We start from the raw sequence: 13,936 nt of genomic DNA, 5'->3' as shown, positions 1-13,936 counted from the left end.
GGTTTCCGAACATGATTACTCTCGACAACGTATCGAAGTGGTACGGCGCCCATCAAGTCCTCACCGGTTGCAGCGCAACCGTCACGAAAGGCGAAGTGGTCGTCGTCTGCGGGCCGTCCGGCTCGGGCAAGTCGACGCTCATCAAGACGATCAACGGCCTCGAGCCGTTCCAGCGGGGCGATATCATCGTCGACGGCGCGCGCCTTGGCGATCCGTCGATCAAGCTCGCCCAGTTGCGCGCGCGCGTCGGCATGGTGTTTCAGCATTTCGAACTGTTTCCGCACCTGTCCGTGCTCGAGAACCTGACGCTCGCGCAAATCAAGGTGCTGCGCCGCGACCAGGACGAGGCGCGCGACATCGGGCTGCGCCTGCTCGATCGCGTCGGCCTGAAAGCGCATGCGCAGAAGTTTCCCGGCCAGCTGTCGGGCGGACAGCAGCAACGCGTCGCGATCGCGCGTGCATTGTCGATGAACCCGATAGCGATGCTGTTCGACGAGCCGACATCCGCGCTCGATCCTGAAATGATCAACGAAGTGCTCGACGTGATGGTCGAGCTCGCGCGCGAAGGGATGACCATGATCTGCGTCACGCACGAGATGGGATTCGCACGCAAGGTCGCGAATCGGGTGCTCTTCATGGACAGCGGCGTGATCGTCGAAGACGCGGCGAGCGCGACGTTCTTCAGCACGCCGCGCTCCGAGCGCGCGCGCGACTTTCTCGACAAGATCCTGCACTGACCCGCTTGGCCTGCCGCCGCCCGGCGGCGTCACGACGACCCGACACCTCCACCCGGCATGAACACGACGACGCTTTCAACCAAACTGAACACTTTCGCCCGCCTGAATCTGATCGATGCGGCGACGCCGCTGCAACGGCTGCCGCGCCTGTCGGCGCACGTCGGCCGCGACGTCTACGTGAAGCGCGACGATTGCACGCCGCTCGCGATGGGTGGCAACAAGCTGCGCAAGCTCGAATTCCTCGCCGCGGACGCGCTCCGTCAAAACGCGGACGTGCTCGTGACGGCAGGCGCGATCCAGTCGAATCACGTCCGGCAGACCGCAGCGCTCGCGGCGCAACTCGGCCTCGACTGCGTCGCGTTGCTCGAAAACCCGATCGGGACCGCGCGCGACGATTACCTGCGCAGCGGCAACCGGCTGCTGCTCGATCTGTTCCGTGTGCGCGTGCACGACGTCGACAACCTCGACGACGCCGACCGGCAGCTCGAAGCGGCCGCGCAACGGCTGCGCGACGAAGGACGTCGCCCGTACGTGATTCCGATCGGCGGCTCGAACGCGCTCGGCGCGCTCGGCTACGTGCGCGCGGGGCTGGAACTCGAACAGCAGATCCGCGCCGCGGCGCTCGACTTCTCGGCCGTCGTGCTCGCATCCGGCAGCGCGGGCACGCACGCGGGCCTCTCGTTGGCGCTCGCGCATGCCTTGCCATCGCTGCCCGTGATCGGCGTCACGGTGTCGCGCACCGATGCCGCGCAGCGCCCGAAGGTGCGGCAACTGCTCGACCGGGCGAGCGCATTGCTCGGCGTCGAAACGCCGGCCGAGACGCGCATCGATCTGTGGGACGACTACTTCGCGCCGCGCTACGGCGAGCCCAATCGCGCGGGCAACGACGCAGTCAGGTTGCTCGCGCGAACCGAGGGGCTGCTGCTCGATCCCGTGTACACGGGCAAGGCGATGGCCGGCCTGCTCGACGGCATCGCGCGCGGCCGCATCGAAGGAAACGGCCCGGTGCTGTTCCTGCATACGGGCGGCGCGCCCGCGCTGTTCGCGTATCGCGACGCGTGCGGCGCGAACGCATGACGTCGCGCGAACGCTGAAGCGCCGTCACCCCGCGTTCGCGCACATCGCCGCGCCCGACGGCATCCGGCGCTATCTGTCGTCGCAATACGGCGTCGCGCACGCGTCGTGACCGCGCGACGCCGAACGCGGCCCTTCGTGCCGCGCGGCAACCGGCGCCAGCGGCAACGAAAAGCCGCATGCCGGCGGCGGCGCGCGCAAGCCGCCGGCTTCGCTACGCGACGTCGACGTTGCGGAACCTGCCCTTCACCGGCAGGCCATGCCAGCGCAGCACGAGCATGCGCCCGCCGAGGCACAAGAGGCCCGAGACGCCGATCGTCACGCCCATCGCGAACGGCGTGCCGTCGGCGAGCGCGCCGATCGCGACGCTCGCGAGCGCGCCGAGCGCGAGCTGCATCGCGCCGAACACCGCGGCCGCGGCGCCCGCGTTGTGCGGATAGCGGTGCATCAGGTCGGTCGTGCAATTGGCCGACAGAATCCCGACGACGCCGACGACGAAAAAGAGGCTCGCGACGATCGACCACAATCCGCCCAGCCCCGTCAGCGCGAAGAACGCGACGGCAAGCGACGCCGCGCAGCTCAGCAGCGACGCGCCCGCGATGATCTTCAGCGATCCGACGCGGCCGATGAGGCGCGTGTTCAGGAAGTTGCCGAGCATGATGCCGACGACGTTCAACCCGAACAGCAGCCCGTAATGCTGCGGCGACACGTGGAAGTAATCGATATAGACGAACGGCGTCGCGGTGATGTACGCGAACATCGACGCGAACGCCATTCCGCCGCACAGCATATGGCCCCACGCGACCGGATCGGCGACGATGCGCCCGTATGCGGAGAACGATGCGAGCACGGCCGAGCTCGCGCGCTTCTCGCGCGGCCAGGTCTCGGGCACGCGCAGGAACGCGGCCGTCGCGCAGACCGCGCCGAACAGCGTGAGCACGACGAACACGCCGCGCCAGCCCGAGAAGCGCAGCACCTGCCCGCCGATGAGCGGCGCGAGGAGCGGCCCGATCGCGGTGACGATCGCGACCATCGACAGCACCTTCGCCGCGTCGGCCGGCTCGTGCGCGTCGCGCGCGATCGCGCGCGCGAGCACCGACGCCGCGCCCGCGCCGAACGCTTGCAGGAAGCGCACGACGATCAGCATGTCGATCGACGCGGCGACGAAGCAGCCGACGCTCGCGAGCGTGAAGAGCGCGATGCCGCCGAGCAGCACGGGCCGGCGGCCGTAGGTGTCGGACAGCGGTCCGTAGAGCAGCATGCCGATCGAGAAGCCGGCCATGAAGCTCGTCAGCGTGCGCTGCGCGGCGGCGGCGCTCACGCCGAAGCCGGCCGCGATCGCGGGCAGGCTCGGCAGGTACATGTCGGTGGCGATCGGCCCGCACGCGGCGAGCGCGCCGAGCAACAGGATCAGCCGGCCGTCGGGCCGGCGTCTTGCGACGTGAGGCATTGGAATTCCACGGAAGCGGCCGCCGTGCGCGGGTGGGCGCGCGCGACGGCCAGGCAAGGAGGGCGGCGCCCGGTCGGGCCGCCGCGAGGCTCGATTGTACGCGACCGGTTGCCGGCGTTCTTGATGCAGGTCCGACTGGAGTGGCCGGCGTGATGTCCGGCGCATGGCGGTTTGGCGGTTTGGCGGGTTGGCGGTTTGGCGGTTTGGCGGTTTGGCGGGTCGGCGGGTTGGCGGGTTGGCGGGTTGGCGGGTTGGCGGGTTGGCGGGTCGGCGGGTCGGCGGGTCGGCGGGTCGGCGGGTCGGCGGGTCGGCAGGTCGGCAGGTCGGCAAGTCGGCGAGTCGGCAGGTCGGCGAGCGGCGGGTCGGCGGGCCCACGCCGCGTTTCATGATCCCGGCCATCGTCTCCGCGCGCCGCCGTCGCGCGGCGTCCGCGCATCGGTTAAGCTCGGCGTTTTCGTTGGACGATTCCGCGCCGAGCTGCCGACATGACCGCCTTCCTGCTAATCTGGAGCCCCAAGAAATGGCCTTGGCCCGAGCTGCCCGAAATGGCCGCGCGCGTGAAGGCGGGCGAAGCGGTCGCCGACGTCTGGGGCTGCGGCTTCTCGCGCAGCATCCTGCCGGGCGACCGCGTGTTCCTGCATCGTGTCGCGAAAGAGCCGAAGGGCGTGTTCGGTTCCGGCTACGTGACGCGCGGGCCGTACGAGGTGCCTGATCCGCAGACGAAGCGCGGCTACCGGCTTTGCATCGACTTCGTCTACGACTGGCTCGTCGACGGCCACAGCGAAGTCGTGATCCCGCGCGACGCGCTGCGCGCGCATCCGTTCTCGGTGCAGACGTGGGACGCGCAGACGTCGGGCACGTCGATCAAGCCGATGGTCGAGGGTGCGCTCGAAAAACGCTGGGCCGAACTCACCGGCAAGCGCAAGCCACCGAAGCGCGCATAGCCGGCGCACCGCCGCTCGTCACGCGCCGCCCGTCGGGCGGCGATTCGTACAGCGATTCGTACGGCAATTCGCGCTGCAATTCGCGCTGCAATTCGTGCTGCAATTCGCGCGGCGACTCGCCCCGCGCCTCATCCCGCCGTTCGCCGCGGCGAACGACGGCAATCGGCACCGAACCACGACCCATTCGTCGATCGACGCGACGAATCCGTCCGGCACCGCAGGAATCGCGCGAATCTCGCGCGCACGAGCGTCGATCGCGAACCGTTTCTCGATACGCCGCGCCGCGGCGTCGCCCGGACCCGCGTTGCCCGCGCTCCGCCCACACGCCCCGCCCCGCGCGCCGAACCGCCGCAGCGCCGGGAAAGCCCGCGCCGCGCGTCTCCGGTACAATCGGTCGGATCGATACGCCCGACGCGAGCCGCGGCGCTTCGCCGCTCGCGCGCACTCTCTCGCAGGTCCAATTCATGTCGAACAATCAGACTCTCTTCGAACGCGCTCAGCGAACCATCCCGGGCGGCGTCAATTCGCCGGTGCGGGCGTTCCGCTCGGTCGGCGGCACGCCGCGCTTCGTCGCGCGCGCGCAAGGCGCGTACTTCTGGGATGCGGACGGCAAACGCTACATCGACTACATCGGCTCGTGGGGCCCGATGATCGTCGGCCACGTGCATCCGGACGTGCTCGCCGCCGTGCAGCGCGTGCTCGCCGACGGCTTCTCGTTCGGCGCGCCGACCGAGGCCGAGATCGAGATCGCCGAGGAAATCTGCAAGCTCGTGCCGTCGATCGAACAGGTGCGGATGGTGTCGAGCGGCACCGAAGCGACGATGAGCGCGCTGCGCCTCGCGCGCGGCTTCACCGGCCGCAGCCGGATCGTCAAGTTCGAAGGCTGCTATCACGGCCACGCGGACAGCCTGCTCGTGAAGGCGGGCTCGGGGCTCCTCACGTTCGGCAATCCGACCTCGGCGGGCGTGCCCGCCGACGTCGCGAAGCACACGACCGTCCTCGAATACAACAACGTCGCGGCGCTCGACGAAGCGTTCGCCGCGTTCGGCGACGAGATCGCCGCGGTGATCGTCGAACCCGTCGCGGGCAACATGAATCTCGTGCGCGGCACGCCCGAGTTCCTGAACGCGCTGCGCGCGCTCTGCACGAAGCACGGCGCCGTGCTGATCTTCGACGAAGTGATGTGCGGCTTTCGCGTCGCGCTGGGCGGCGCGCAGCAGCACTATGGAATCGCGCCGGACCTCACGTGCCTCGGCAAGGTGATCGGCGGCGGAATGCCGGCCGCCGCGTTCGGCGGCCGCAGCGACATCATGTCGCATCTCGCGCCGCTCGGCGGCGTCTATCAGGCGGGCACGCTGTCGGGCAACCCGATCGCGGTCGCCGCGGGCCTCGCGACGCTCAAGCTGATCCAGGCGCCCGGCTTCTACGACGCGCTCGCTCAAAAGACGCGCCGGCTCGCCGACGGTCTCGCCGCCGAAGCGCGCACGGCCGGCGTGCCGTTCTCGGCCGACGCGATCGGCGGGATGTTCGGCCTCTACTTCACCGAGCACGTGCCGGCGAGCTTCGCCGACGTGACGAAGAGCGACACCGAGCGCTTCAACCGCTTCTTCCATCTGATGCTCGACGAAGGCGTGTATTTCGCGCCTTCCGCGTACGAAGCGGGCTTCGTGTCGAGCGCGCACGACGACGACACGCTCGACGCGACGCTCGCCGCCGCACGCCGCGCGTTCGCGGCGCTGCGCCCCTGATCTGCCGCACGACTGACAGGACGAATCGATGTTCTCGGAAAGCGACTTCACCCACATGCAGCGCGCGCTCGCGCTCGCCGCGCGCGGGATGTACACGACGACACCGAATCCGCGCGTCGGCTGCGTGATCGTCAAGGACGACGTCCTGATCGGCGAGGGCTTCACGCAGCCGGCGGGCCAGGATCACGCCGAAGTGCAGGCGCTGAAGGACGCGCGCGCGCGCGTCCACGACCTGCGCGACGCGACCGTCTACGTGACGCTCGAGCCGTGCAGCCACTTCGGCCGCACGCCGCCGTGCGCGCACGCGCTGATCGACGCGCGCGTCGGCAAGGTCGTCGCGGCGATGGAGGACCCGAACCCACAGGTGTCCGGGCGCGGCCTCGCGATGCTGCGCGACGCGGGCATCGACGTGCGCTGCGGCCTGCTCGCGCACGAGGCGCACGAAATGAACATCGGCTTCGTGTCGCGAATGACGCGCGGCCGGCCGTGGGTGCGGATGAAAACGGCCGCGTCGCTCGACGGCCGCACGGCGCTCGCCTCCGGCGAAAGCAAATGGATCACGGGTGACGCCGCGCGCGACGACGGCCACAAGTGGCGCGCGCGCGCGTGCGCGATCCTGACGGGCATCGGCACCGTGCGCGAAGACGATCCGCAGTTGAACGTGCGCGGCGTCGACACGCCGCGCCAGCCGCGCCGCGTGCTGATCGACAGCCGCCTCGACATTCCGCTCACCGCGCGCCTGCTCGAAGGCGGCTCGCTCCTCATCTTCTGCGGCGCGCTCGATTCGCAAAGCGAAGCGCGCGCGCTGGCGCTGCGCGAGCGCGGCGCGGAGATCGTGCCGCTCGCGAACGCGCGCGGCAAGGTCGACCTGCCCGCGATGCTCGCCGTGCTCGGCGAACGCGGGATCAACGAACTGCACGTCGAGGCGGGCCACAAGCTGAACGGCTCGCTGCTGCGCGAGCGCTGCGTCGACGAGCTGCTCGTCTATCTCGCGCCGAGCCTGCTCGGTGCCGACGCTGCCGCGATGTTCGATCTCGCCGCGCCGGCGTCGCTCGCCGATCGCACGCGCCTCGCGTTCCACAGCGTCGAGCGCGTCGGCGACGACCTGCGCATCCTCGCGCGCTTCGCGCCCGCACACGCGAGCGCGCCCCCCACTCACTGATAACGGAACCCGACACGATGTTTACCGGAATCGTCGCGGCAGTCGGCCGCATCGAAACGATCGAGCCGATCGCCTCCTCGCCCGACGCGGGCGTGCGCCTCACGCTGCGCGCGGGCGGGCTCGACCTCGCCGACGTCGCGCTCGGCGACAGCATCGCGATCCAGGGCGCGTGCATGACGGTCGTCGCGAAGACGGCCGACACGTTCGATGTCGAGGTGTCGCGCGAAAGCCTGAACAAGACGGTCGGCCTCGCCGAACCCGGCGACGTGAATCTCGAAAAGGCGCTGCGCGCGCACGATCGCCTGGGCGGCCACATCGTGTCCGGGCACGTCGACGGGCTCGGCGCCGTCACGCGCTTTGCGCCCGTCGGCGAATCGCACGAACTGCGGGTGATCGCGCCGCGCGAGCTCGGCCGCTACCTGGCCTACAAGGGCTCGATCACCGTCAACGGCGTGAGCCTCACCGTCAACGCCGTCGAGGACCGCGACGACGGCTGCGAATTCTCGATCAACCTGATTCCTCATACGGTCGAGGTGACGACGCTGCGGCATCTGAAGCCGGGAGCGAAGGTCAATCTGGAAATCGACATGATCGCGCGGTATGTCGAAAGGATGCTGTCGTCGGCGTCACTCATGAGACGCCCGTAACTGGTTAAACCAGCGCGAGTTTCGAGTTTAATCGTCCGCCGACTTACTTGGCGATCCGCTGCCGGAACCATTCCGCCAGCGCAGCTTCATCGAGCGCGCCAGCAGCAACCATTTCCATCGTCCTTACGGCGTCGGCCGGATCAAACTTCAGCCGATAGCCGTTGTCTGCCAGGAAAAGGCGCGCGACCACCCACGCAGTTCTCTTGTTGCCGTCCGCAAAGCCATGATTCCGAGCTAGTCCATACGCATAGGCGGCAGCGAGCGCCGCCGCGTCCGCATTTGCGTATAGGTCCAGGTTCTGCGGCCGAGCCAGTGCTGACTCCACTGCGCCTTTGTCGCGCACGCCATCGAGCCCTCCATGCTCGGCAAGCTGGCGATCATGCACCGCATAAGTCAGATCTGCGCGTACCCAGCGCCACGCTGTCATTGAGCCAGCGCCCGCAGAATCTCGCGGTCATCGTGCATGATCTCTTCCGCCAACTTCATCTGGCGTTCAAAATCCGGGTTGTACGGCGTAATCCGGTAGCCGCCTTCGGGCGCCTCAGTCAGATACACGGTATCGCCCTTCTGCACCTTGAGCCATGCCATCGCCTCCTTGGTAAGAATGAAGCCAGCCGAAGCTCCGACCGTTGTGACCTTGAATGTAAGCATGACGCCCTCCTTGCTATATAATTTTCATTATATAGCAATCGCTCGAAGGACATGGATTGAACCGCTCCACGACAGTTGGTGTTCAGGGACAGAAAGGTGTCCATCCCGTTCACGACGCCGACACAACACTAGAGATCAGCGAACTGGAGCGGTTGCGCGCCGAAAATGCGAGGCTCCGTGCCGTGCTCGATGCGCACGGCATCGACTTCCAACGGTCGTTGGCCGAACCAGTGGCCCCGCAGCAGTCCGAGGCGTCCCGGCTTAGTACGGACGAGAAAGTCGCTTTGTTTCGCCGGCTGTTTCAGGGTCGTACCGACGTTTATCCGGTCAGATGGCAAAGCAAGGCTGGCAAATCAGGCTACTCACCCGCTTGTGCCAACGAGTGGAGACCCGGTATTTGTGAGAAACCCCGAATCAAATGCTCCGACTGCGGCCACCGCCTCCTGATACCGTTGTCGGACCAGATTGTCTATGACCACCTTGCCGGTAGGCACACGATTGGCGTCTACCCCTTGCTGGCTGACGATACCTGTCATTTTCTTGCCGTCGATTTCGATGACGCCGACTGGCAGGAGGATGCTCAGGCTTTCAGGTCGTCATGCACCGAATTAGGCGTACCGGTTGCGCTGGAAATCTCGCGATCTGGCAATGGCGCGCACATCTGGATTTTCTTCCGGTCGGCCGTACCTGCTCGGGATGCGCGACGCCTGGGCACCGCGATCATCAGCCACACATGCGCGCGAACCCGGCAACTGAAGCTGGCATCCTACGACCGCCTTTTCCCTAATCAAGACACGATGCCGAAGGGTGGCTTCGGCAATCTGATTGCACTTCCTCTGCAAAAGACGCCGCGCGAGCAGGATTGCAGTGTATTCGTCGACGAGAACTTCCAACCCTACACGGACCAGTGGGCCTACCTGGCGTCGATTCAGTCGATGGCGACTGACTCCGTCGAGCAGACCACCATGGATGCTACGGGCGGTACGCACCCTCTCGATGTAACCTTCATTACCGAGGAGGATCAGGCAGAACCGTGGAAAGTGCGCAAAAACCGGCAAGACACACTGCCGGGTCCGATGCCAGATTCGCTCTCTGTCACAGCAGCAAATCTCGTCTATTTCGAGAAAGCATGCGTCCCCCAACCTTTGCTAAACCGGCTGATCCGCCTCGCCGCCTTTCCAAATCCCGAATTTTTTAAGGCCCAGGCTATGCGTTTCCCTGTCTGGGACAAACCACGAATTATTGGTTGCGCAGAAAACCACCCGAAGCACATCGCGTTACCGCGCGGATGTCTTGACGCCGCCCGCAAGTTGCTTCGTGACAACAGAATTCGGTGCGAACTTCACGACGAGCGGTTTTCAGGCAAACCCCTCGATGTCGCCTTTTCAGGCACGTTGCGAGCCGATCAGGAAGAGGCTGTCACGGCGATGCTTCGACACGATACCGGGGTGCTATGTGCTCCAACCGCATTCGGCAAAACAGTAACTGCGGCAGCCCTGATCGCGCGACGTGGGGTCAACACGCTAGTCCTTGTACACCGAACCGAACTGCTCCGGCAATGGCAGAAGCGGCTACAAGCGTTTCTCGGTGTCAGCAAGGGTGTTGTCGGCACAATTGGCGGCGGAAAAGTGAAGCCCAGCGGGCGAATCGATATTGCCGTCATGCAGTCGCTCTCACGCCAGGGCGACACGAGCGAGTTGATCGAGCAGTACGGGCATGTGATCGTGGACGAATGCCACCATCTCTCTGCGGTCTCATTCGAAGGATTGCTGAAGCGCGCCAGAGCGAAATATGTGCTCGGGCTGACTGCGACGCCGATCCGCAGAGACGGCCAGCATCCCATTATATTCATGCAGTGCGGACCAATCCGCCATACTGCCTCGCGACCGGACACGGCGCCACACGACCTTGAGGTCATTCCCCGAATCCAATCTTCGACGATTGACCTACCTGCCGAAGCAGGTATTCAGGATGTCTTCCGGCATGTCGCTACCGACCCGCACCGTACGGCGGCCATCGGGGACGAGGTGGTCGCTGCACTTTCCAGCGGGCGCAAGGTTCTCGTTCTGACCGAGCGCACCGAACACGTCGCGGCCATCGAAGAAGTTCTGACCAGAAGCGTGGAGAAGATTTTCACACTGCATGGGCGCATGTCGAAGAAACAACGAAGTCTCGTAATCGCCGAACTCGAAGCGTTGCCGGCAGATGCTCCACGAGTGATTCTGGCAACCGGCAAGCTCGTGGGCGAAGGTTTCGACCATCCTCCGCTTGACACGCTCGTCCTCGCAATGCCCATCTCATGGAAAGGTACGCTTCAGCAATACGCCGGAAGACTACACCGCGAGCACGCAACGAAAGCCGATGTTCGCATCCTCGATTTCGTCGACACTGGGCATCCGGGCTTGCTTCGGATGTGGGACAAGCGCCAGGCAGGTTATCGAGCAATCGGATATAGGGTAGAACATCCTAACCCGACTCATCGGCTTCTATAGCAGCCGATCAACGGCAGGAAAGTTCAGCGAGCCACAACCTGGCGCGACAACCGATTGCCCCGAAATGAATATTGAAACGTGAGCGAATACCAATACTACGAATTTGCCGCAGTCGACCGACCGCTTACTGGGCAACAGCAGGCTGAGTTGCGAACCCGCTCAACGCGTGCAACGATCACAGCCTCGAGCTTCGTCAATGAATATCACTGGGGCAACCTCAAAGGCGATCCGCTCGACTGGGTAGAGCGCTACTTCGACGCCCATGTCTATTCAGCCAACTGGGGGAGCTGCCGCCTTCTGTTGCGACTGCCACGGGCAATATTCAATGCTCGGTCGCTGCTCGATTACACCGGTCGCAAGGGGCGCGCGGCACCGTCGCAATTTGCGAAGGCGTTCAACGCAATCGACACTGGCGAACATTGCCTCCTCGACTGGTGGTTCAACGACGACTCTGGAGAACACCTTCGCTTCTCGGAAGAAGCAGACGGCGCAGGGTGGATGGCCCGGCTGCTACCCATCCGCGATGAACTGCTCAGAGGCGATACACGCCCGCTTTATCTCGGCTGGCTAGCGCGGATAGGTAATGGCGAGTTGCGCGACGATGACAGTGAACCGCCATTGCCGGACGGACTCAAGACACTGACACCTGCACAGAACGCCCTCGCTGAATTCCTGATGCTCGATCCGGACTGGCTCGCCGCCGCAGCAGAAACGAGCCCTCCACAGGCTGCTGGATCCGGGGATGATGACCGGTTCGATCCTTGGCTGCTCGAGTTGACGGAAGATGAAATGCGGGCAGCACTACGCATGCTGCTCGAAGGACGAAGCCAGGAAGCCGAGCGAACCCTTCGGCGCAGGTTCCTCACGTGGGAGCAGACAAGGCTTCCCAATCGCGTCACGAGCCCTGAACTACGACGTGTAGGCGAAATTGAGGCGCGGGTCTGTTTTCATCGTGAAGTCCGCGAGCAAAGGGAACGTGAAGCGCGCGAAGCTGCTGAAGCACGGCGCAAGACGGAGCGCGCAGGCTACCTGACATCGCTTCTCGAAGACGAGGACAGTGCGTGGTCCGCCATCGATTCGAAGCTCCTGCGTGGATCAGGGTCGTCCTACGACCAGGCTTTCCGCGCGCTACAGGATCTTGCCGAGGCGTACGCAGGCGCCAAACGCGACACGACATTTCGACGCCGCCTTGTTCGACTGATGGCACAGCACGGAAAACGCGGCGCCTGGGTGACCCGGTTGACCAAGGCGGGATATGTGTGGGAGCCAAAGCGGTGAGCAACGGAAGTACTAATTGCCCTCGGCGCCGACGGAGTGAGGCAAGGCATGTGTTGCGTCTCGTGCTATCCATTGCAGTCTCGCTTCAGCCACCGCTACTTGACGGTATACGCGTGCACTTTCGACCCCCGCGCCATGCCGAGTAAGCCTTTCCGGCCAGACTCAACATAATCGCGCGGTATGTCGAGCGGATGACGACCGCGCCGAAATAAGCGCCCGCCCCGCCACGTCCGGCGCCGCGCGCCGCCGGACGCGCCCGGGGTGCGACGCATGCGCGCGCGACCGGGCATCGGAACGATCGGCTCTTCGGCGCGCGCATGGCACCCTTTACGCCTGCTCGCCGTGCGCGACGCATCGCGCGCCGATCTTTACCGACGCTCGCAAACACCCGCCGGACGGCCGCCGCCGGGCTATCCGGCCGCATCGTCGCACGCGCCGCCGTCGGCCATTCGGCCAACACGCCGGCCGCCCTCGCCGCATCCGGCTAAAACCCGGCCGGCGTGGCGTAAAATACGCGCTTTCCCTTGCCCTGATCCTTTTATGACGCTCGCCTCCACGCCCGACATCATTGCCGAGCTCAAAGCCGGCCGGATGGTGATCCTCGTCGACGAAGAAGACCGCGAAAACGAGGGCGACCTCGTGCTCGCCGCCGAGTTCGTCACGCCGGAAGCGATCAACTTCATGGCCCGCTACGGCCGCGGCCTGATCTGCCTCACGCTCACGCAGGAGCGCTGCAAGCAGCTCAACCTGCCGCTCATGACGTATCGCAACGGCACCCAGTACGGCACCGCGTTCACGGTCAGCATCGAGGCGGCCGAAGGCGTGACGACGGGCATCTCGGCCGCGGACCGCGCGCGCACGATCGCAACGGCGGTCGCGCACGACACGCGCGCCGAGCACATCGTGCAGCCGGGCCACGTGTTCCCGATCATGGCGCAGCCGGGCGGCGTGCTCGTGCGCGCGGGCCACACCGAGGCGGGCTGCGACCTGACCGCGCTCGCGGGCTTGACGCCCGCCGCGGTGATCTGCGAGATCATCAAGGACGACGGCACGATGGCGCGCCTGCCGGACCTGATCGAATTCGGCAAGGAGCACGGCCTGAAGATCGGCACGATCGCCGATCTGATCCACTATCGCAGCCGCACCGAATCGATCGTCGAGCGCGTCGCCGAACGCACGATGCAGACCGCGCACGGCCCGTTCAAGGCGGTGCTGTACCGCGATCACCCGACGGGCTCGCCGCACATCGCGCTCGTGCGCGGCAAGCCCGCGCCGCACGACGAAACGCCCGTGCGCGTGCACGAGCCGCTGTCGGTGCTCGACCTGCTCGAGACCGGCGTGTCGACCCACTCGTGGACGCTCGACGCCGCGATGAAGGAAATCGCCTCGCGCGAGCTCGGCGTGATCGTGCTCCTGAACTGCGGCGACACGAGCGAGCATCTCGTCGACGTGTTCCGCGCGTTCGACGAGAAGGAAAAGGCGGCCGTGCTCAAGCGCCGGCCGGTCGATTTCAAGACGTTCGGCATCGGCGCGCAGATTTTGCGCGACGTCGGCGTCGGCAAGATGCAGGTGCTGTCGAATCCGCGCAAGCTCGGCAGCATGTCCGGCTACGGTCTCGAAGTCACCGGCTTCGCGCCGATGCCGGGCGGCGCGGCATCCGCCTGCGACGCCGCGTGACGGTTTCGTGTCGTAGTGTCGTACCGTTGTCAGCCTGTGCTGCAGCCCCTATCACCGCTCATCCACTCCACGGAAA

Annotated in this window: 12 protein-coding genes; 9 read left to right on the top strand and 3 right to left on the bottom strand. The window is 65.9% G+C overall.

Annotated features, from left to right (window positions below; genetic code table 11):
• Window positions 1–11: 11 nt before the first annotated feature.
• Window positions 12–737 (top strand): amino acid ABC transporter ATP-binding protein, encoded by a 726-nt coding sequence (locus WS78_RS04260; protein ID WP_038745733.1) that lies wholly within the window; start codon window positions 12–14, stop codon window positions 735–737.
• A 57-nt stretch (window positions 738–794) separates the two neighbouring features.
• A complete protein-coding gene (locus WS78_RS04255; protein WP_059584435.1) occupies window positions 795–1,814 on the top strand; it encodes a D-cysteine desulfhydrase in 1,020 nt (339 codons plus the stop codon).
• A 211-nt stretch (window positions 1,815–2,025) separates the two neighbouring features.
• Here WS78_RS04255 and WS78_RS04250 read toward each other — a convergent pair whose 3' ends face one another.
• The gene (locus tag WS78_RS04250) at window positions 2,026–3,261 is read right to left on the bottom strand and encodes a Bcr/CflA family multidrug efflux MFS transporter (protein WP_059584434.1); all 1,236 of its coding nucleotides are present in this window, start codon (window positions 3,259–3,261) and stop codon (window positions 2,026–2,028) included.
• Window positions 3,262–3,746: 485 nt separating this feature from the next.
• Between WS78_RS04250 and WS78_RS04235 the strand changes: the two genes are divergently transcribed.
• From WS78_RS04235 to WS78_RS04215, 4 genes are all read left to right on the top strand, one after another.
• Window positions 3,747–4,205, top strand: coding sequence for a hypothetical protein (locus WS78_RS04235; RefSeq protein ID WP_059584431.1), 459 nt, complete (start codon window positions 3,747–3,749; stop codon window positions 4,203–4,205).
• A 161-nt stretch (window positions 4,206–4,366) separates the two neighbouring features.
• Window positions 4,367–5,953, top strand: coding sequence for a glutamate-1-semialdehyde 2,1-aminomutase (gene hemL, locus WS78_RS04225; RefSeq protein WP_156437603.1), 1,587 nt, complete (start codon window positions 4,367–4,369; stop codon window positions 5,951–5,953).
• Window positions 5,954–5,981: 28 nt separating this feature from the next.
• The gene (gene ribD / locus WS78_RS04220; RefSeq protein ID WP_059584427.1) at window positions 5,982–7,115 is read left to right on the top strand and encodes a bifunctional diaminohydroxyphosphoribosylaminopyrimidine deaminase/5-amino-6-(5-phosphoribosylamino)uracil reductase RibD; all 1,134 of its coding nucleotides are present in this window, start codon (window positions 5,982–5,984) and stop codon (window positions 7,113–7,115) included.
• Between the two features lie 17 nt (window positions 7,116–7,132).
• Window positions 7,133–7,762, top strand: coding sequence for a riboflavin synthase (locus tag WS78_RS04215; RefSeq protein ID WP_059584424.1), 630 nt, complete (start codon window positions 7,133–7,135; stop codon window positions 7,760–7,762).
• Window positions 7,763–7,805: 43 nt separating this feature from the next.
• Here WS78_RS04215 and WS78_RS04210 read toward each other — a convergent pair whose 3' ends face one another.
• Both WS78_RS04210 and WS78_RS04205 read right to left on the bottom strand, forming a co-directional pair.
• Complete coding sequence (locus WS78_RS04210; protein ID WP_059584422.1) at window positions 7,806–8,189, bottom strand: type II toxin-antitoxin system death-on-curing family toxin; 384 nt, start codon at window positions 8,187–8,189, stop codon at window positions 7,806–7,808.
• Entirely contained in the window at window positions 8,186–8,413 is a 228-nt protein-coding gene (locus WS78_RS04205; RefSeq protein ID WP_059584420.1) for an AbrB/MazE/SpoVT family DNA-binding domain-containing protein, read from the bottom strand. Before WS78_RS04205 ends, WS78_RS04210 begins: the two co-directional genes overlap by 4 nt.
• A gap of 56 nt (window positions 8,414–8,469) precedes the next feature.
• Here WS78_RS04205 and WS78_RS04200 point away from each other — a divergent pair, with 56 nt between their 5' ends.
• The 3 genes from WS78_RS04200 (at window position 8,470) to ribBA (ending at window position 13,860) form a co-directional block, all read left to right on the top strand.
• Window positions 8,470–10,905: a TOTE conflict system archaeo-eukaryotic primase domain-containing protein gene (locus WS78_RS04200; RefSeq protein ID WP_317135631.1), complete on the top strand. Its 2,436-nt coding sequence runs from the start codon at window positions 8,470–8,472 to the stop codon at window positions 10,903–10,905.
• A 78-nt stretch (window positions 10,906–10,983) separates the two neighbouring features.
• Window positions 10,984–12,183, top strand: coding sequence for a hypothetical protein (locus WS78_RS04195; protein ID WP_226377199.1), 1,200 nt, complete (start codon window positions 10,984–10,986; stop codon window positions 12,181–12,183).
• 540 nt (window positions 12,184–12,723) lie between these two features.
• A complete protein-coding gene (gene ribBA / locus WS78_RS04190) occupies window positions 12,724–13,860 on the top strand; it encodes a bifunctional 3,4-dihydroxy-2-butanone-4-phosphate synthase/GTP cyclohydrolase II (RefSeq protein WP_059584417.1) in 1,137 nt (378 codons plus the stop codon).
• Window positions 13,861–13,936 lie beyond the last annotated feature (76 nt).

It is taken from the genome of Burkholderia savannae, assembly GCF_001524445.2.
Lineage (GTDB): Bacteria > Pseudomonadota > Gammaproteobacteria > Burkholderiales > Burkholderiaceae > Burkholderia > Burkholderia savannae.
This window is presented reverse-complemented; position numbering and strand designations above follow the sequence as displayed.